Below are 18,361 nucleotides of genomic sequence, written 5' to 3' on the forward strand. Positions count from 1 at the left end.
GCCCCGGCCCGCCCCCGGGAAGGGGCGGGGCCGAGGCCCTCGGACGTGGCGTCAGCGCAGGCGCGGCTCAGTGGTGGCCGTGGCCGCTGGTGATCTCCTCGTACTCCTCCGGAGTGGCCTTGGGGATCTGCGTGCCGTCGCCGTAGAAGCCCTTGGAGAGCTTCACCCGGAGCTTCTGGCCGCGCGTCACCTTGCGGCGCACGCCGTTCTCGTCGACCTCCGGGCCGAGTTCGAGCGGCTGCGGCTGCTCGTGCGAGGTCAGCGTGTGCAGCTGGTCCTGCGGGAGCGGCTCGTGCACCTCGATGAACTCGCCGTGCGGCAGCCGCTTGATGATGCCGGTCTCGCGACCGTGCAGCACCTTGTCGCGGTCGCGCCGCTGCAGACCCAGGCAGATCCGCTTGGTCGCGATGAACGCGATCACCGGGCCGGCGAAGAAGCCGATCCGCACGAACCACGTGATCGCGTTGATCGACAGGTGGAAGTGCGTGGCCCACAGGTCGTTGCCGCCACCGATGAGCATGATCAGGTACGCGGTCAGCCAGGCCACACCGAAGGCAGTGCGGGTCGGGGCGTTGCGCGGCCGGTCCAGCAGGTGGTGCTCGCGCTTGTCACCGGTGACCCAGGACTCGATGAACGGGTACACCGCGATGGCCACGAGGACGAGCGGGAAGAGCACGATCGGGATGAAGACGCCCAGGACGAGCGTGTGACCCCACAGGTTGATCTCCCAGCCCGGCATCACACGCACCAGACCCTCGGCGAAGCCCATGTACCAGTCGGGCTGGGCGCCGGTGGAGACCTGGTCCGGCCGGTACGGGCCGATGGCCCAGATCGGGTTGATCGTCGCGATCGCGGAGATGAACGCGATGACACCGAAGACCAGGAAGAAGAAGCCGCCCGCCTTGGCCATGTAGACCGGCATCAGCGGCATGCCGACGACGTTCTTCTCGGTCCGGCCGGGGCCGGGGAACTGCGTGTGCTTGTGGTAGAAGACCAGGATCAGGTGCGCCACCACGAGGCCGAGCATGATGCCCGGCAGCAGCAGGATGTGCACCGAGTACAGCCTCGGGATCACGTCCATGCCGGGGAACTCGCCGCCGAACACGAACATCGAGATGTACGTGCCGACCAGCGGGATCGACAGGAACACACCCTGGATGAACCGGATACCGGTACCGGAGAGCAGGTCGTCCGGGAGCGAGTAGCCGGTGAAGCCGGTGAACATGCCCAGCACGAACAGCAGGAAGCCGAAGAGCCAGTTGATCTCACGCGGCTTGCGGAACGCGCCGGTGAAGAACACGCGCATCATGTGCACGAGCATGGCGCCGAGGAAGATCAGCGCGGCCCAGTGGTGGATCTGCCGGATGAGCAGACCGCCGCGGACCTCGAAGCTGATGTCCAGGGTCGAGGCGAACGCCTCGGACATCCGCATGCCCTGCATCGGGACGTACGGGCCGTGGTAGACGACCTCTTCCATGCTGGGGTGGAAGAACAGCGTCAGATACACACCCGTGAGGATGATGATCAGGAAGCTGTAGAGGGCGACCTCGCCCAGCATGAAGGACCAGTGGTCCGGAAAGACCTTGCGCAGGTTGGCCTTGGCGGCACCGTAGATGCCGAGCCGGCCGTCCATCCAGTCGGCGACCCGCTCCCCGCGAGGTGCCGGCTTGCCGCGGCGCGGCGTCTCGTTCGTACTCATCCGCGCTCCCAAAACGCCGGGCCGACGGGCTCCCGGAAGTCACTCACGGCTTCGAGGTAACCCTCCTTGTTCACGGTGATCTGCAGCTGCGGCAGGGCGTGACCGGCCGGACCGAAGATCACCTTGCCGCCGTCGGCCAGGTCGAAGGTCGACTGGTGGCACGGGCACAGCACGTGGTGGGTCTGCTGCTCGTACAGGCTGATCGGGCAGCCGACGTGGGTGCAGATCTTGGAGAACGCGACGATGCCCTCGTGCGACCAGTCCAGCTCGCGCTTGTCCTTGATGTCGTCCGGCTGGATGCGGACGATCATCAGGGCGGCCTTGGCGATCTGCACCTGGAAGTCGTGGTCCTCCTCGTGCATGCCCTCGGGCATGGCGAAGGTCAGCGAACCGACGGCGATGTCCTCGGGGCGCAGCGGCTGCATGGTGTTCTGGTTCATCAGCCGCTTGCCCTTGCCCCACTTGGTGTGGCGGAGCTTGTCCTCCGGCAGCGGGCCGAGGTCGCGCAGCAGGACGATGCTGGAGAGCGGCAGCAGCGCCAGGGCGCCGAACAGAGTGTTGCGGGCGAGCTTGCGGCGGCCGAAGCCGGAGTCCGCGGCGCCGTCCCGGAAGTCCTGGAAGACCTTCTCCTTGACTTCGGGGGTGGCCGCGATCGGGTGCCGCTCGTGGACGATCTCCACGTCGGACATCAGGGTGCGGGCCCAGTGGACCGCGCCCGCGCCGATGCAGAACAGCGCCACCGCGAGCGTGATGCCCAGCGAGAAGTTCAGCGCGCTGACGTGCCCGATCGGGAAGATGTAGACGATCTTGTCGACCGGGAAGGCCACGAAGGAGGCGATGAAGCCGACCGTGGCGAGCATCGAGAGCGTGAACAGCAGGGCGACGGTGCGCTCGGAGCGCTGGGCGGCCCGGGCGTCGATGTCCTGGATGCGGTGCTCGTGCGGCGGCAGACCCGGGTCGGCGAAGGGGTTCTCGCGGACCGCTACCTCTTCGCTGCCCTTGGCGACCTGCTCTTGCGGCAGGTTCTCTTCTTCTGGAATGTCTTGGGTACTCATGACTTCTTGGCCTTTGCGGTCCGGGCGGCGACCCAGATGGTGACGACGATCATGGCGCCGAGACCGAAGATCCAGCCGAACAGGCCCTCACTGACCGGACCGAGCCCGCCCAGTTCCATGCCGCCAGGAGTCTCGGTCTCGGAGCTGTTGACCTTGTCGAGGTACGCGATGATTTCCTTCTTCTCCTTCTCCGGCATGATCGTGTCGGGGAAGGAGGGCATGTTCTGCGGGCCGGTCTGCATGGCCTCGTAGATGTGCTTCGGGTCGACGTTGTCGAGCTTCGGCGCGTACTTGCCGTTGGTCAGCGCGCCGCCCTTGCCGACGAAGTTGTGGCACTGCGCGCAGTTGGTGCGGAAGAGCTCGCCGCCCTTGGCGGCGTTCGCGCCCTCGGGGTTGTACTGCTCCTTGGTGGGCGTCACCGGGCCGGGGCCGAGCGAAGCGATGTACGCGGACAGCTGCTCGATCTCGGCGTCCGTGTAGATCTTCTTCTTCTTGGGCACCTGGGCGCTGGGCTGCTGGGCGGGCATGCGGCCGGTGCTGACCTGGAAGTCCACGGCGGCGGAGCCGACGCCGACCAGGCTCGGCCCGTCGGACGTACCCTGACCGCCCGTTCCGTGGCAGGTCGCACAGCCCACGGAATAGAGCTTCTTGCCCTCCTCGATGGTGAGGGACTGGGAGGCGTCATCGGCCTTGGCCTTGTCCGCGGGCGCGAACGCGGCGTACAGCCCCCCAGTGACCGCCAGCGCGAAGAGTAGGACGACGACCGCCGCCAGCGGATGGCGTCGTCGTGCGGAGAGCTTTTTCACGGATTACCCCGGTGTCAGGATCTTCTGCGTCGATGCTTTAAGGACGTGGTTCCGGTGCGGGGCGCGAGGTCCTCGGCCCCGGGCGCCGGATTACTTGATCATGTAGATCGTGGCGAAGAGGCCGATCCAGACGACATCGACGAAGTGCCAGTAGTAGGACACGACGATGGCCGCGGTCGCCTGCTCGTGGGTGAACCTCTTGGCCGCGTACGTCCTGCCCAGGACCAGCAGGAAGGCGATGAGTCCGCCCGTCACGTGCAGGCCGTGGAAGCCGGTGGTCAGGTAGAAGACCGAGCCGTACGGGTCCGACGAGAGCGACAGGCCCTCGTGCTTGACCAGCTCGGTGTACTCGAAGACCTGGCCGCCGATGAAGATCGCGCCCATGATGAAGGTGATCACGAACCACATGCGCAGCTTCTTCACGTCGCCGCGCTCTGCCGCGAAGACGCCGAGCTGGCAGGTGAGGGAGGAGAGCACCAGGATCGTGGTGTTGGTGGCCGAGAACGGGAAGTTCAGCGCTTCGGCCATTTCCTTCCAGTGCTCGGCGCCCGTCACCGATCGCAGGGTGAAGTACATCGCGAAGAGGGCCGCGAAGAACATCAGCTCGGAACTGAGCCAGATGATGGTTCCGACGCTGGTGAGGTTCGGCCGGTTGACCGACGGGTGCGCGTGCCCGGTATCTACTGCTGTTGCTGTCGCCACGACCGACATTATGTCGGTCGCTTATCCAGCCCTCACTCCGGGGGGTGCCGTTCGGTGTGTCAACGCCGTGTGCGCGGCCCGAACGGCCCATCGGCGCACCGTACGACACCCTCCCTGCCCCGCGGGTGACGGAGTAGCATCCGCGCCAGGGTTCCCGAACCAACGACGCGGAGGAACAATGCAGCCGACCGCCACGGTGCTGGTCTACAGCGACGACGCCACCATCCGCGAGCAGGTCCGGCTGGCCGCCGGGCGGCGTCCCGCCGCCGACGTACCGCCGGTCGAGTTCCTGGAATGCGCCACTCTGCCCGCCGTGTTGGCGGCCCTGGAGGAGGGCGGCGTGGACGTCTGCGTCCTGGACGGCGAGGCCGTTCCGGCGGGCGGGATGGGCGTGTGCCGGCAGATCAAGGACGAGATCTTCCAGTGCCCGCCGGTGCTGCTGCTGATCGGCCGCGCGCAGGACGCGTGGCTGGCCACGTGGAGCCGCGCGGAGGCCGCCGTCACCCATCCGGTGGATCCTGTGGAGTTCGCCGACGCGCTCGCCGGGCTGCTCCGCAAGGGCAGGCGGCTGGGCGCCGCCTGAGCCGCCCGCGACCGGGCTCAGACCTCGGGGCGGAGCCGGGCCGCGTCGGCCGGGCCGCTCCCGTCCGGCCGGGTCTGGGCCAGCGCGCTGCCCTCCTGCCATTCGTTCCACGTCAGGTTCCAGTCGCCGAAGCCGTTGTCGAAGGGCGTCATGGTCTCGCCTCCGCTGCCCACGACCCTGACGAGGTCACCGACATGGATGGTGTCGAAGAACCATTTGGCGTTCGCGGTGCTCATGCCCGTACAGCCGTGGCTGACGTTGGCGTAGCCCTGTGAGCCCACCGACCAGGGCGCCGCGTGCACGTACTCGCCGCTCCAGGTGACCCGGGTGGCCCAGTAGACGGGCAGGTCGTAGGAGTCCGACGAGCCCGCCGGGATGCCGATGCTGGTGCCGCGCATGCGTACGAAGGCTTCCCGGGCCAGTACCACCTTGACGCCGTTGCGGGTGTCGAAGCCCGGCTTGCCGGTGGTGATGGGGATCCTGCGGAGCTCCTTGCCGTCGCGCCGTACGGTCATCTGGTGCGTAGCCGCGTCCGTGACGGCCTCGATCCGTTCCCCGGTGCGCAGCTTCAGCGGCTTGGAGGAGCCCCCGTAGAGGCCGCCGCCGACCTTGACGCCCTCCAGGGCGGAGCGGACGTCGATCGCGGCGTGGGCGGGCCAGTACTCGCGCGGACGGTAGTGCAGGGTCCGGTTGTTCACCCAGTGCCAGGCGCCCTGCACGGCGGGGGTTGACTGGACCTTCAGGGCGCGCTCGACGACGGCGCGGGCCGAGGCGTCCCGGACCGCCTCGCTGAGCTCCGCGGTGACCGGCTGGCCCACGCCGTACGTGCCGCTGTCCGGGCCGAAGGTGACCCGCAGCTTCCCGTCGGTGGGGGCGGTGTCGAAGCCGATGGTGCGGCGGCCCGGCCTGCCGTTGTGGTTCTCCGTGCTCACCCGCACGGTGTAGTGCGCCCCCGCGGCGAGCGGGGTGGTGCTGCGCCACCTGCTGCCGTCGGGTCTGAGTTCGCCGCGTACGTACCGGCCCGCGGCGTCCGTGGCGGTCACATCGGTGATGCGGCTCCCCTTGGCGGTCACTTCGAGGGGCTTGTCGGGGTCGACCTTCCGGCCCTCCTCCACCCCGCCGAAGGCGATCTGCCCGGAGGCGTCGTACGGCTTGGCGGCCAGCGGATCCGAGGAGGGACCGCCGCAGCCCGCGGCCGCCGCCGCGAGGGGCGCGAGCAGCAGCGCGCAGACCGGGACCGTCCGGGACCGAGATCTCTGACTCATGACCACAAAGCTAGGGAGATCCGCCCGGTTCGGCGCGCGGAGTGCTGCAAACGAGGGGCCCGGTACACCTGGGCAGGTGCACCGGGCCCCTCGGTACGGAGCGGGCTCCGCTACTGGTTCTGGTTCTCGCCGCGGTAGTACTCGAAGACCCAGCCGAAGAGGCCGACGAGGATGATCGGGGCGGAGAAGTACAGCAGCCACCAGCCGAAGACGACGCCCATGAAGGCGAGCGCGCCACCGACGGCCAGCGAGAGCGGCTGCCAGCTGTGCGGGCTGAAGAAGCCCAGCTCACCGGCGTCGTCCGCGACATCGGCGTTCTTGTTGTCCTGTGCTCCGGTGTCCACCCGGCGAGCCGTGAAGGCCAGGTAGTAGCCGATCATGATGCACAGGCCGAAGGCCAGGAACAGCGCGGTGGTGCCCGCCGGCTCCTTCGACCAGACGCCGTAGACGACCGCCATGGCGAGGACGAAGACGGAGAGCCAGATGAACATCCGGCCTTGGACCTTCACTTGCCGGCCTCCTTGCCACCCGCGAGGGCCTTGTCTTCGGACTCGACGTCCACGTTCTCAAGCTGGTCGAGCGCCGCGATCTCCGGGTGGTGCAGGTCGAACGCCGGGGATTCGGAGCGGATGCGCGGCAGCGTGAGGAAGTTGTGCCGGGGCGGCGGGCAGGAGGTCGCCCACTCCAGCGAGCGGCCGTAGCCCCACGGGTCGTCGACCTCGACCTTCTTGCCGTACTTGGCCGTCTTCCAGACGTTGTAGAAGAACGGCAGTATCGACAGACCGAGCAGGAACGAGGCGATGGTGGAGATGGTGTTCAGCGTGGTGAAGCCGTCGGCGGCCAGGTAGTCCGCGTACCGGCGCGGCATGCCCTCGGCGCCCAGCCAGTGCTGGACGAGGAAGGTGCCGTGGAAGCCGATGAACAGCGTCCAGAAGGTGATCTTGCCGAGCCGCTCGTCGAGCATCTTGCCGGTGAACTTCGGCCACCAGAAGTGGAAGCCGGAGAACATCGCGAAGACCACGGTCCCGAAGATCACGTAGTGGAAGTGCGCCACCACGAAGTACGAGTCCGAGACGTGGAAGTCCATCGGCGGCGACGCCAGGATGACACCGGTCAGACCACCGAAGGTGAAGGTGATCAGGAAGCCGACCGCCCACAGCATCGGCGTCTCGAAGCTCAACGAGCCCTTCCACATGGTGCCGATCCAGTTGAAGAACTTCACACCGGTCGGGACCGCGATCAGGAAGGTCATGAACGAGAAGAACGGCAGCAGCACCCCGCCCGTGACGTACATGTGGTGCGCCCACACCGTCACCGACAGACCCGCGATCGCGATCGTCGCCGCGACCAGACCGCCGTAACCGAACATCGGCTTACGCGAGAAGACCGGGATGACCTCGGAGATGATGCCGAAGAACGGCAGCGCGATGATGTACACCTCGGGGTGCCCGAAGAACCAGAACAGGTGCTGCCACAGCAGCGCCCCGCCGTTGGCCGCGTCGAAGATGTGCGCCCCGAACTTGCGGTCCGCCTCCAGCGCGAACAGCGCCGCGGCCAGCACCGGGAAGGCCAGCAGCACCAGCACACCGGTCAGCAGCACGTTCCACGTGAAGATCGGCATCCGGAACATCGTCATGCCCGGAGCGCGCATGCAGATGATCGTGGTGATGAAGTTGACCGAGCCCAGGATCGTACCGAAGCCCGAGAACGCCAGACCCATGATCCACATGTCGGCGCCGACACCCGGCGACCGGACCGCGTCGGAGAGCGGGGAGTACGCGAACCAGCCGAAGTCGGCCGCGCCCTGCGGGGTCAGGAAGCCCGCCACCGCGATCAGCGAGCCGAACAGGTAGAGCCAGTAGGCGAACATGTTCAGCCGCGGGAACGCGACGTCGGGGGCGCCGATCTGGAGCGGCATGATCCAGTTCGCGAAGCCCGCGAACAGCGGGGTGGCGAACATCAGCAGCATGATCGTGCCATGCATGGTGAACGCCTGGTTGAACTGCTCGTTCGACATGATCTGCGTGCCGGGCCGGGCCAGCTCGGCGCGCATGAACAGCGCCATGAGCCCGCCGATGCAGAAGAACGCGAACGACGTGATCAGGTACAGCGTGCCGATCGTCTTGTGGTCGGTGGTGGTGAGCCACTTGACGACGACGTTGCCGGGCTGCTTGGTGCGGACGGGCAACTCGTCCTCGTACGAGGCGGTCCCCTCGGCACCCTGGGATTCGTTGAGGATGCTCACTGCTGCTTCGTCTCCGCGTTCTTGGCGGGGTCCGTCTGCTCAATACCCGACGGGATGTAGCCGGTCTGGCCCTTGTTCTTGAGCTTGTCCAGGTGGTCCCGGTACTCCTTCGGGGAGACGACCTTGACGTTGAAGAGCATCCGGGAGTGGTCCACGCCGCAGAGCTCGGCGCACTTGCCCATGAAGGTGCCCTCCTTGTTGGGGGTCACCTGGAAGCGGTTGGTGTGGCCCGGGATGACGTCCTGCTTCATCAGGAACGGCACCACCCAGAAGGAGTGGATGACGTCGCGCGAGGTCAGGACGAACTCGACGGTCTCACCCTTGGGCAGGTACAGGGTCGGGCCCGGCCAGCCCTTGTCGGGGTTCCGGTCGCCGGGGGTACCGACGTCGTACACGCCCTCGGCGCCCTTGGGCACGGTGTCGAGCATGCGGTCCGGGATGTTGGAGATGTTCTTGATCTCCCGGTACGGCTTCCCCGGCGTGGCGGCATTGCCGTCCACGTTCTCCATGTAGTTGAAGCCCCAGCTCCACTGGAAGCCGACGACGTTGATGACGTGGTCGGGCTTCTTGTCCACCTTGAGGAGCTCGTTCTCGTCACGTGCCGTGAAGTAGAACAGCACGGAGACGATGATGATCGGGACCACGGTGTACAGCGCCTCGATCGGCATGTTGTACCGGGTCTGCGGAGGAACCTCCACCTTGGTCCTGCTGCGCCGGTGGAAGATGCAGCTCCACAGGATCAGGCCCCAGACCAGGACGCCCGTGGCGAGCGCCGCCGCCCACGAGCCCTGCCACAGGGAGAGGATCCGCGGCGCCTCCTCCGTGGCGGGAGCGGGCATTCCAAGGCGGATGTCGTCCTTCGATGTGCAACCGGTGGCGGTCGCCAGGACCAAGCCCGCAGACAGCGCCTGCAGCAGCTTCCGCCGCACCGGGCGCCGCGACGAGCGGTCGGAGCCGTTGGGACTCACGTAGCGCCTTCCCGAGAGTCTCGCCCGCGCGGCCGGCTGCGGCCGTCTCGCTGGTCGGTCGCCGGCCCGGTGCGGGCAGGGGTTTGGATGTTTATGCGGACCAAACCCTACTGGACGCGTTTTAGGGCTGCGCGGGGAGGGTGCCCAACGCGCCGGGTCACTCCCCGAAGGGGTGGAAGCGACCCCTCCGCCGGTTCCCTGACGGTCCGTGGGGCACCTGCCGCGGGGGTTGTGGGCAGGCGTTCTTCCCCTGCGCGGCATCCCCCAGAGGGGGGACTCCCAGAGGTGCCCCCATACGGAAGGAGTGGGCACAAACCAGCCAGCGGCCGCAGCCGCGTACGAGCGGGTACGCCCGGCGGTGGGTGGGCAGCGGTGGGACTAGCGTGGAAGCGTGCCTTACTTCGACGCCGCGTCCTCCGCGCCCCTGCACTCCATCGCCCGCCAGGCGTTGCTCGCCGCCCTCGACGAGGGCTGGGCGGACCCGGCACGGCTCTACCGGGAGGGCCGGCGCGCCCGGTTGCTGCTGGACGCCGCGCGGGAGACCGCCGCGGAGGCGGTCGGCTGCCGCCCGGACGAGTTGGTGTTCACCTCCTCCGGCACCCGCGCGCTGCACGACGGGATCGCGGGCGCGCTGGCGGGCCGCCGCCGCGCGGGCCGCCATCTGGTCGTCTCCGCCGTCGAGCACTCCGCCGTCCTGCACGCCGCCGCGGCCCACGAGGCGGGGGGCGGGACGGTCGCCGAGGTGGCGGTGGACCGCGCCGGCCGGGTCGCGCCCGGGGCGTTCGCCGCCGCGCTGCGCGACGCGCCGGGCCCCACCGCACTGGCCTGTCTGCAGTCCGCCAACCACGAGGTGGGCACCGAGCAGCCGGTGGCCGAGGTCGCCCAGGAGTGCCGGGCGGCCGATGTGCCGCTGCTCGTGGACGCCGCCCAGTCGCTGGGCTGGGGCCCGGTCGCGGACGGCTGGTCGCTGCTCACGGCGAGCGCGCACAAGTGGGGCGGTCCCGCGGGCGTGGGGCTGCTGGCGGTGCGCAAGGGGGTGCGGTTCGCCGCGCACTCCCCGGCGGACGAACGGGAGTCGGGGCGCGCGCCCGGCTTCGAGAACCTGCCCGCCATCGTCGCGGCCGCCGCGTCGCTGCGGGCCGTACGGCAGGAGGCGGCGGCCGAGGCGGCGCGGCTGCGGGAGCTGGTGGACCGGATCCGGGCCCGGGTGCCGGAGCTGGTGCCGGACGTGGAGGTGGTCGGCGACCCGGTCCACCGGCTGCCGCACCTGGTCACCTTCTCCTGTCTCTATGTCGACGGGGAGACGTTGCTGCACGAGCTGGACCAGGTGGGCTTCTCCGTCTCGTCCGGTTCGTCCTGCACCTCCAGCACGCTGACGCCCAGCCATGTGCTGCGGGCGATGGGGGTGCTGTCGGAGGGCAACGTCCGGGTGTCGCTGCCGGCGGGTACGGCCGCGGCGGACGTGGAGCGCTTCCTGGAGGTGCTGCCGGGGGTGGTCGGTGCGGTACGGGAGCGGCTGGGGGCGCCGGTGTCCGCGTCGGCCGCGCCGTCGGCGGCCGCGGAAGAGGAGGTGCCGGAGCTGATCGTCGATGCGCTCGGCAGGCGTTGCCCCGTTCCGGTGATCGAACTCGCCAAGGTGATCGACGACGTGCCGGTGGGCGGGGTGGTGGCCGTACTGGCCGACGACGAGGCGGCCCGGCTGGACATCCCCGCGTGGTGCGCGATGCGCGGGCACGACTATCTGGGCGAGCGCCCGGCCGACGGCGGCACGGCCTACCGGGTCCGCCGGAGGTGACCTCTCCTTCCCCGGTCGCCAAGGGACCGTGCGACCGGGGAAGGCAGCAAGGACGGTCAGGCCAGGTGGACCTGGACGTCGGCGGCGGCCTCCGACCCGTACGCCTTGGCGAACCGCTCCATGAAGTGGCCGCGCCGCAGCTCGTACTCCTGCGTGCCCAGCGTCTCGATCACCAGGGTGGCGAGCATGCAGCCCACCTCCGCGGACCGCTCCAGGGGCAGCCCCCAGGACAGGCCGGCGAGGAAGCCCGCGCGGAACGCGTCGCCCACGCCGGTCGGGTCGACCTTGGCCTCCTCCTCCGGGGTGCCGACGACGATGGGCTCCTCACCGGAGCGCTCGATCCGCACGCCCTGCGCGCCGAGGGTGGTGACGCGCGTGCCGACCTTGCCGAGGATCTCCTCGGAGGTCCAGCCGGTCTTGGTCTCGACGAGCGCCTTCTCGTACTCGTTGGTGAACAGGTAGGAGGCGCCCTCGATGAGGATGCGGATGTCGTCGCCGTCCATCCGGGCCAGCTGCTGGGAGGGGTCGGCGGCGAACGGGATGCCGCGGGCGCGGCACTCCTCGGTGTGCCGGACCATCGCCTCCGGGTCGTCCGCGCCGATGAGGACCAGGTCGAGGCCGCCGACCCGGTCGGCGACGGGCTGCAGCTCGATCTGGCGGGCCTCGCTCATCGCGCCGGTGTAGAAGGACGCGATCTGGTTGTGGTCGGTGTCCGTGGTGCACACGAAGCGGGCGGTGTGCAGGACCTCGGAGATCCGGACCGAGGCGGTGTCGACCCCGTGCCGGTCCAGCCAGGCGCGGTACTCGGCGAAGTCCGACCCCGCCGCGCCGACGAGGACCGGCCGCAGGCCGAGGACTCCCATGCCGAAGCAGATGTTCGGGGCGACGCCGCCCCGGCGGACGTCGAGGGTGTCGACGAGGAAGGAGAGGGAGACCGTATGCAGCTGGTCGGCGACCAACTGATCGGCGAAGCGGCCGGGGAAGGTCATCAGATGGTCGGTGGCGATGGAGCCGGTGACTGCGATACGCACGGCGGGTCTGCTCCTGCGGGCGGAGGGCGAAAACGGACGCTTCACGCTACCGGGTTCACCCGCCCCCTTCGAACAGCGGAAACTACCCGATAGTAGGGCTTTTGCCGCCCAGCGGACGGTGCGTACGGTGCCGATGTACGGGCCGGCGTCCGCGCGGCCCCCCGGAACGGGAGCTTCCATGCCGAAGCACGACTCCCCCGCCGCCACCTCGCGCGCCACGGAGCCCGAGTCCCTGGCCCAGCTGCGCCGCGACTGCGCCCACATGGCGCCGCACTGGGCGGCTACCGTAGCGCCCGCCCCGGCCCCCGTCTCCCCCTCGCGTATCCACGGGGTCCGGGTTCCGGCCTCCTCCGCGCACCTTCTGGACGGCATGTCCGACTACGGCGACTGAGGGCGCCGTCACGTCCACTCTTCGGACGGGGGAACCGCTTGCGCCTCCGCTCCGTCCCATGGGCGTCCCCCCACACAGAGGGACGAACCGGGATCAATCGCGGAGCACGAAGGAGTGAGCGGTGAGCACCAGCACCGAGGACACCCCGCAGACCCCCGACAACGACGGCGACGGCGAGACCACGGCGCGGCGGCGGCGCTCGCCGCTGGCGATCGCCTCGGTGGCCGCCGCGGTGCTGCTCGCCGGGGGCGGCGGAGCGTACTGGGCGGCAGCGGCGGGCGACGGCGGCGGTTCGGACGGCGCCTCCCAGGGCGGTTCGCCCGAGCCGCTGGCCTTGGACGGCTACGGCGGGAAGCGGCAGGGCGGCCATGAGGGCATCGCGGTCGGCGAGCACAACCCGTACGGCAACCGCTACCAGGCCCCGGAGAAGCTGCCGGACACCCCGGATGCGACGCCCGCGTACCTGACGCCCGGCAAGGTCACCAAGGACGAGGTGGCGCGGCTGGCCAAGGCGCTGGACGTGTCCGGCGCACCGCGCCTGGACCACGGCGTGTGGAAGGTCGGCGGCACGCCGGACGCGATGAGCCCGCTGCTGGAGGTCAGCGCCAAGGGACCGGGCGGCTGGGCGTATACCCGCTACGGCGCTCCGGGCGGGAAGCCGTGTGTGGAGCGGCCCGCCACCGACGCGCCCGATGACAGCGTGAGTTCGTCGGAGCCGGGCGGGTCGGCTCCCGGGAAGGGCCGCGAGGGCTGCCCCACCTTCCGGGACGGGCCCCAGCCGCCGAAGGGCGGCAGCGAGGCCGTGTCGGAGAAGGCGGCGAAGCGGGCGGCCGCGCCGGTGCTCAACACCCTCGGGCTGGACGACGCGAAGCTGGACGCGCGGCACGTGTACGGGGCGCTGCGGACGGTCAGCGCGTCCCCGGTGCTGGACGGACTGCCCACGTACGGCTGGCAGACGGAGCTGGAGATCGACGCCGCCGGGCAGCTGGTCGGCGGCAAGGGGATGCTGTCCGTTCCGAAGAAGACCGCCGACTATCCGCTCATCGGCGCGGGCGAGGCGATCAAGCAGTTGAACACGCCGGCACGCGAGTGGCGGGTCCCGGCTGAGCCCGGCGACTGCGCGACGCCGGTTCCGCACAAGGACCGGACCGACGCGACGGAGCAGGGCGCGGCCATCGACACCGCGAGGCCCTGCGAGCCCGCGCCCACCTCGTTCTCCGGGTCCGCGCAGAAGCCCCGGCCGTCGAAGATCGTGACGTCGGTGTTCGGGCTGGCGGCGTACTACGTGGACGGGCGGCAGGCGCTGGTGCCGTCGTGGATCTTCACCGTGCAGCCGCCCGGCACCGAGGGGCGGCAGGCGCAGACGGTGACGACCTACCCGGCCATCGCCCCGAAGTACATCGCCGACCAGTCGAAGCACCAGCGGAAGGCTCCCGGTGACGCCCCTCCGGGGTCCCGGCCCGGCCACCCGGTGGAGCCGGGCAAGCCCGGCGAGCTGGACATCGAGCGCGCCCAGGCCTACACCGCCAAGGGGAAGACCCTGACGCTGCGGTTCTCGGGCGGAGTGTGCAGCACGTACACCGCCACCGCCGACGAGTCGCCCTCCACGGTGAAGGTCAAGATCACCGGCAAGTGGAACAAGCCCGGCCGCCCCTGCATCGCGATGGCGATGGGCCAGGACGTGAAGGTGGCGCTCGACAAGCCGCTGGGCGACCGGCAGGTCGTGGACGCGGTCAGCGGCAGGGCCGTGCCCGAGCGGTAACAGGCTCCGGAACGACGGAGGCGGTGATCCCGGCCGGGACCACCGCCTCACCGCTGTGTGCCGAGACGACTCAGCTGAAGGAGTCGCCGCAGGCGCAGGAGCCCGTGGCGTTCGGGTTGTCGATCGTGAAGCCCTGCTTCTCGATGGTGTCGACGAAGTCGATGGAGGCACCGCCCAGGTACGGAGCGCTCATCCGGTCGGTGACGACCTTGACGCCGTCGAAGTCCTTCACCACGTCGCCATCGAGCGAGCGCTCGTCGAAGAAGAGCTGGTAGCGCAGGCCGGAGCAGCCTCCGGGCTGGACGGCGACGCGCAGCGCGAGGTCATCGCGACCCTCCTGCTCCAGCAGGCTCTTGACCTTCGCCGCGGCGGCGTCCGACAGGATGATGCCGTCGCTCACGCTGGTCTTCTCGTCCTGAACGGACATCTGCTTCTCTCCCGGGTTGTACGGACTGCTTGCCGTCAGCTGGAACCGTCGGCGTCCCGGATTCATTCCGGGTCCCGGCGATTTCTCTCGCCGCTCTGTGCTCCTCATGCTCGCATACCGTGCCGCGCACCCGTAATGCGTCACATTGACGCGAGGGCCATCGTCAACGTGACGCGAAGCGGTTATGATATATAGCGTCATTTTGACGACAAGCCTGATGACCTGCCGGTCAAAGGTTCCAGTAGACGAAGAAAGAAGGGTGCGTGCCCGTGACCACCGCCCAGCCCCTGGACGTCCAGCCGTCTCCGCTGGCCCTGCTCCTCCTGGGCCGCGAGGCCGATCCGCGGAGCGAGCGAGGCGTGGAGTGCCCCGGCGATCTGCCGGCGCCCTCCGACCCGGACCTGGTGGAGCGGGCCCGCGCGGCCAAGGCGAAGCTCGGGGACAGGGTCTTCGTCCTCGGCCACCACTACCAGCGGGACGAGGTCATCGAGTTCGCCGACGTCACCGGCGACTCCTTCAAGCTCGCCCGCGACGCGGCGGCCCGGCCGGACGCCGAGTACATCGTCTTCTGCGGTGTGCACTTCATGGCCGAGTCGGCGGACATCCTCACCGGCGACGACCAGCAGGTGATCCTGCCCGACCTGGCCGCGGGCTGCTCGATGGCGGACATGGCCACCGCCGAGCAGGTCGCCGAGTGCTGGGACGTGCTGACCGAGGCCGGGATCGCCGAGGTGACGGTCCCGGTCTCGTACATGAACTCCTCCGCCGACATCAAGGCCTTCACCGGCAAGCACGGCGGCACGATCTGTACCTCGTCCAACGCCAAGCGGGCGCTGGACTGGGCGTTCGAGCAGGGCGAGAAGGTGCTCTTCCTGCCCGACCAGCACCTGGGCCGCAACACGGCCGTACGCGACATGGGGATGTCGCTGGACGACTGCGTCGTCTACAACCCGCACAAGCCGAACGGCGGGCTGACCGCCGAGGAGGTGCGCGCCGCGAAGATGATCCTGTGGCGCGGCCACTGCTCGGTGCACGGCCGCTTCTCGCTGGACTCCGTCAATGACGTACGGGAGCGCATCCCGGGCGTCAACGTGCTGGTGCACCCGGAGTGCAAGCACGAGGTCGTGGCGGCGGCGGACTACGTCGGCTCCACGGAGTACATCATCAAGACGCTGGAGGCGGCGCCTGCCGGCTCGAAGTGGGCCATCGGTACGGAGCTCAACCTGGTGCGGCGCCTGGCGAACCGTTTCGCCGACCAGGGCAAGGAGATCGTCTTCCTCGACAAGACGGTCTGCTTCTGCTCCACGATGAACCGGATCGACCTCCCGCACCTGGTGTGGGCGCTGGAGTCGCTGGCGGCGGGCAAGGTCGTCAACCGCATCCAGGTCGACAACGAGACGGAGAGCTTCGCGAAGCTGGCGCTGGAGCGGATGCTCATGCTGCCGTAGGCAGCGCTGTTCGAACGGGGAGCCCGGGACCGCACCGCAAGGTACGGCCCGGGCTCCGTCGCGTCGTCCCCCGGGCCGGCGCGCGGCCGCGCGAGCGCGCGCAGCGTGCGGCCGGACCCCCCACGCGGGGCTCGGCCCCCGCCGGACGGCGCCGGTCGTCCCGGAGAAGTCTGGCCGGAGCGGCGTCAGGGGGTTCTCGGGTGGACCAGGCCCGTCTCGTACGAGATGACCACCAGCTGCGCCCGGTCGCGGGCGCCCAGTTTGGCCATCGCGCGGTTCACGTGCGTCTTGACCGTGAGCGGGCTGACCGCCAGGCGTTCGGCGATCTCGTCGTTCGACAGGCCGCCTGCGACCTGGACCAGCACCTCGCGCTCCCGTACCGTCAGGGCGTCCAGGCGGTCCGCGTCGTAGTCGCTGAGCCGTTCGCCGCCGCCCTGGGCCAGGAACCGGGCGATGAGCCCCTTCGTCGCGGCCGGGGACAGCAGCGCCTCGCCGCCCGCCGCCACCCGGATCGCGGACAGCAGTTCCTGCGGTTCGGCGCCCTTGCCCAGGAAGCCGCTGGCGCCCGCGCGCAGCGACTCCACCACGTACTCGTCGACCTCGAACGTCGTCAGCATCACCACCCGCACCCCGGCCATCTCCGGGTCCTCGCTGATCATGCGGGTCGCGGTGAGCCCGTCCGTACCCGGCATGCGGATGTCCATCAGGACGACATCGGCGCCCTGCGCGCGGGCGAGCGCCACGGCCTCGGCGCCGTCGGACGCCTCCCCCACCACCTCCATGTCCGGCTCGGAGTCGACCAACACCCGGAACGCGCTGCGCAGCAGCGCCTGGTCGTCGGCGAGCAACACCTTGATCGTCATCTGTCGTCCCCTCCCGTGCGGACCTGCAACGGAAGTCTCGCCCGCACCCGGAAGCCGCCCTCCGGCCGGGGTCCCGCTTCGCAGTCGCCGCGCAGCGCGGCGATCCGCTCGCACATCCCGATCAGCCCGTGCCCGCCGCCACCGCCGACCGGGTCGCCGCAGCCCGCGCCGCAGTCCGCGCCGCGGACAGGGCCGCGGTCCGGAGCACCGTCCGGATCCCCGTCCGCGTCGGCGGTCGTCCCGGCGCCGTCGTCCACCACCGTGATCTCCAGCAACCCCGGCGCGCGGACGATCCGCACCTCGGCCTTGGCCTGCGGCCCGGCGTGCTTGTGCACGTTGGTCAGGGCTTCCTGCACCACGCGGTACGCGGTGAGGTCCACCGTCGCCGCCAGCGGGCCCGGCCCGTCCGCCGGCTCCATGGCGACCTCGACCCGCAGCCCGGCCCGGACGAACCCGTCGACGAGCTGGTCGAGGACGCCGAGGCCGGGGGCGGGCTCGGTCGGGGCCGCGGGGTCCCCGTACTGCCGCAGCAGGCCGACCGTGGCGCGCAGTTCGTCCAGCGCCGACCGGCTCGCCTCCCGAACGTGCGCCAGCGCCTGCTTGGCCTGGTCCGGACGGCTGTCCATGACATGGGAGGCGACTCCGGCCTGCACGTTGACCAGCGCGATGTGGTGCGCGACCACGTCGTGCAGGTCGCGGGCGATCCGCAGCCGCTCCTCGGCCACCCGGCGGCGGGCCTCCTCCTCACGGCTCCGCTCCGCCCGCACCGCGCGCTCCTCGATCGCCGCGACGAAGGCGCGCCGGCTGCGCACGGCGTCGCCGACGGCCGCGGCCATGCCGGTCCAGGCGAACATGCCGAGGTTCTCCTGCGCGTACCAGGGGCCGACCCCGAAGACCATGCCCGTGCCGGTGATCACCGCGACGGTGGCCGCACCGATCCGCCAGGTGGTGGGCCGGTCGGTGCGCGAGGCGACGGTGTACAGCGCGACGACGACGCTGAGCACGATGGCGCTGCGCGGCGAGTCACCCCGCCCGGTGGCCACGATCTCGGCGATCGTCACGGCGGAGGTGACGGCGAGCACGCCGCGCGGAAAGCGGGACCGCAGCACCAGCGAGCCGGATGCCACCGAGCTCGCCACCAGGAAGGCGGGACCGATCGGAGGCACCTTGACGTACTGCGCGCTGCTGAGCGTCCCGACCAGGATCATCGTGAAGACGCCCAGGGCCAGTGCGGAGTCGAATGCGCGGGGGTGGGCGCTCAGCCAGCGGTACGGGCGGGCCAGGCCCGGCCCTACGGCGAGAGGGGTCACGGCACCCAACC

At 70.0% G+C, this 18,361-nt stretch carries 17 protein-coding genes; 5 read left to right on the top strand and 12 right to left on the bottom strand.

Going from position 1 to position 18,361, the window contains the following annotated elements; translation table 11 throughout:
* Positions 1-67: 67 nt before the first annotated feature.
* From Q3Y56_RS08120 to Q3Y56_RS08135, 4 genes are all read right to left on the bottom strand, one after another.
* Positions 68-1,699, bottom strand: a complete 1,632-nt coding sequence (locus Q3Y56_RS08120) for a cytochrome bc complex cytochrome b subunit (protein WP_304461274.1) — start codon at positions 1,697-1,699, stop codon at positions 68-70.
* Positions 1,696-2,754, bottom strand: coding sequence for a ubiquinol-cytochrome c reductase iron-sulfur subunit (locus Q3Y56_RS08125; protein WP_304461275.1), 1,059 nt, complete (start codon positions 2,752-2,754; stop codon positions 1,696-1,698). Before Q3Y56_RS08125 ends, Q3Y56_RS08120 begins: the two co-directional genes overlap by 4 nt.
* Positions 2,751-3,560: a c-type cytochrome gene (locus Q3Y56_RS08130; RefSeq protein ID WP_304461276.1), complete on the bottom strand. Its 810-nt coding sequence runs from the start codon at positions 3,558-3,560 to the stop codon at positions 2,751-2,753. Before Q3Y56_RS08130 ends, Q3Y56_RS08125 begins: the two co-directional genes overlap by 4 nt.
* Positions 3,561-3,650: 90 nt before the next feature.
* Positions 3,651-4,271, bottom strand: a complete 621-nt coding sequence (locus Q3Y56_RS08135) for a heme-copper oxidase subunit III (protein ID WP_304461277.1) — start codon at positions 4,269-4,271, stop codon at positions 3,651-3,653.
* A 169-nt stretch (positions 4,272-4,440) separates the two neighbouring features.
* Here Q3Y56_RS08135 and Q3Y56_RS08140 point away from each other — a divergent pair, with 169 nt between their 5' ends.
* Positions 4,441-4,845, top strand: a complete 405-nt coding sequence (locus Q3Y56_RS08140) for a hypothetical protein (protein WP_304461278.1) — start codon at positions 4,441-4,443, stop codon at positions 4,843-4,845.
* 17 nt (positions 4,846-4,862) lie between these two features.
* Here Q3Y56_RS08140 and Q3Y56_RS08145 read toward each other — a convergent pair whose 3' ends face one another.
* The 4 genes from Q3Y56_RS08145 to coxB form a co-directional block, all read right to left on the bottom strand.
* The gene (locus tag Q3Y56_RS08145; RefSeq protein WP_304461279.1) at positions 4,863-6,110 is read right to left on the bottom strand and encodes an Ig-like domain-containing protein; all 1,248 of its coding nucleotides are present in this window, start codon (positions 6,108-6,110) and stop codon (positions 4,863-4,865) included.
* Positions 6,111-6,220: 110 nt separating this feature from the next.
* A complete protein-coding gene (locus tag Q3Y56_RS08150) occupies positions 6,221-6,619 on the bottom strand; it encodes a cytochrome c oxidase subunit 4 (protein ID WP_304461280.1) in 399 nt (132 codons plus the stop codon).
* The gene (gene ctaD / locus Q3Y56_RS08155) at positions 6,616-8,355 is read right to left on the bottom strand and encodes a cytochrome c oxidase subunit I (RefSeq protein WP_304461281.1); all 1,740 of its coding nucleotides are present in this window, start codon (positions 8,353-8,355) and stop codon (positions 6,616-6,618) included. Before ctaD ends, Q3Y56_RS08150 begins: the two co-directional genes overlap by 4 nt.
* Positions 8,352-9,323: a cytochrome c oxidase subunit II gene (gene coxB, locus Q3Y56_RS08160; RefSeq protein WP_304461282.1), complete on the bottom strand. Its 972-nt coding sequence runs from the start codon at positions 9,321-9,323 to the stop codon at positions 8,352-8,354. The genes ctaD and coxB overlap by 4 nt, the downstream gene beginning before the upstream one ends.
* A gap of 391 nt (positions 9,324-9,714) precedes the next feature.
* Between coxB and Q3Y56_RS08165 the strand changes: the two genes are divergently transcribed.
* A complete protein-coding gene (locus Q3Y56_RS08165) occupies positions 9,715-11,118 on the top strand; it encodes a cysteine desulfurase/sulfurtransferase TusA family protein (protein WP_304461283.1) in 1,404 nt (467 codons plus the stop codon).
* Between the two features lie 56 nt (positions 11,119-11,174).
* Here Q3Y56_RS08165 and Q3Y56_RS08170 read toward each other — a convergent pair whose 3' ends face one another.
* Positions 11,175-12,149 carry a carbohydrate kinase family protein gene (locus Q3Y56_RS08170; RefSeq protein WP_304461284.1) on the bottom strand — a complete coding sequence of 325 codons (975 nt, stop codon included), beginning with the start codon at positions 12,147-12,149 and terminating at the stop codon, positions 11,175-11,177.
* A gap of 178 nt (positions 12,150-12,327) precedes the next feature.
* Between Q3Y56_RS08170 and Q3Y56_RS08175 the strand changes: the two genes are divergently transcribed.
* Positions 12,328-12,540 carry a hypothetical protein gene (locus tag Q3Y56_RS08175; RefSeq protein ID WP_304461285.1) on the top strand — a complete coding sequence of 71 codons (213 nt, stop codon included), beginning with the start codon at positions 12,328-12,330 and terminating at the stop codon, positions 12,538-12,540.
* Positions 12,541-12,661: 121 nt separating this feature from the next.
* Positions 12,662-14,302, top strand: coding sequence for a hypothetical protein (locus tag Q3Y56_RS08180; RefSeq protein WP_304461286.1), 1,641 nt, complete (start codon positions 12,662-12,664; stop codon positions 14,300-14,302).
* A 70-nt stretch (positions 14,303-14,372) separates the two neighbouring features.
* On the opposite strand, the gene erpA is transcribed toward Q3Y56_RS08180, so the two are convergent.
* Entirely contained in the window at positions 14,373-14,729 is a 357-nt protein-coding gene (gene erpA, locus Q3Y56_RS08185; RefSeq protein WP_304461287.1) for an iron-sulfur cluster insertion protein ErpA, read from the bottom strand.
* A 269-nt stretch (positions 14,730-14,998) separates the two neighbouring features.
* On the opposite strand from erpA, the gene nadA reads away from it, so the two are divergent.
* Positions 14,999-16,177 carry a quinolinate synthase NadA gene (gene nadA, locus Q3Y56_RS08190; protein ID WP_304465515.1) on the top strand — a complete coding sequence of 393 codons (1,179 nt, stop codon included), beginning with the start codon at positions 14,999-15,001 and terminating at the stop codon, positions 16,175-16,177.
* A 185-nt stretch (positions 16,178-16,362) separates the two neighbouring features.
* On the opposite strand, the gene Q3Y56_RS08195 is transcribed toward nadA, so the two are convergent.
* Positions 16,363-17,040: a response regulator transcription factor gene (locus tag Q3Y56_RS08195; RefSeq protein WP_304461288.1), complete on the bottom strand. Its 678-nt coding sequence runs from the start codon at positions 17,038-17,040 to the stop codon at positions 16,363-16,365.
* Positions 17,037-18,359: a sensor histidine kinase gene (locus Q3Y56_RS08200; protein ID WP_304461289.1), complete on the bottom strand. Its 1,323-nt coding sequence runs from the start codon at positions 18,357-18,359 to the stop codon at positions 17,037-17,039. The genes Q3Y56_RS08195 and Q3Y56_RS08200 overlap by 4 nt, the downstream gene beginning before the upstream one ends.
* Positions 18,360-18,361 lie beyond the last annotated feature (2 nt).

The organism is Streptomyces sp. XD-27 (assembly GCF_030553055.1).
Classification (GTDB): Bacteria; Actinomycetota; Actinomycetes; order Streptomycetales; family Streptomycetaceae; genus Streptomyces.

Bases quoted from the DNA above. Each gene is read 5' to 3' on its own strand.
- Q3Y56_RS08120 (WP_304461274.1), bottom strand. From the start codon at position 1,699: ATGAGTACGAACGAGACGCCGCGCCGCGGCAAGCCGGCACCTCGCGGG.
- Q3Y56_RS08125 (WP_304461275.1), bottom strand. From the start codon at position 2,754: ATGAGTACCCAAGACATTCCAGAAGAAGAGAACCTGCCGCAAGAGCAG.
- Q3Y56_RS08135 (WP_304461277.1), bottom strand. From the start codon at position 4,271: ATGTCGGTCGTGGCGACAGCAACAGCAGTAGATACCGGGCACGCGCAC.
- Q3Y56_RS08140 (WP_304461278.1), top strand. From the start codon at position 4,441: ATGCAGCCGACCGCCACGGTGCTGGTCTACAGCGACGACGCCACCATC.
- Q3Y56_RS08145 (WP_304461279.1), bottom strand. From the start codon at position 6,110: ATGAGTCAGAGATCTCGGTCCCGGACGGTCCCGGTCTGCGCGCTGCTG.
- Q3Y56_RS08175 (WP_304461285.1), top strand. From the start codon at position 12,328: ATGCCGAAGCACGACTCCCCCGCCGCCACCTCGCGCGCCACGGAGCCC.
- erpA (WP_304461287.1), bottom strand. From the start codon at position 14,729: ATGTCCGTTCAGGACGAGAAGACCAGCGTGAGCGACGGCATCATCCTG.
- Q3Y56_RS08195 (WP_304461288.1), bottom strand. From the start codon at position 17,040: ATGACGATCAAGGTGTTGCTCGCCGACGACCAGGCGCTGCTGCGCAGC.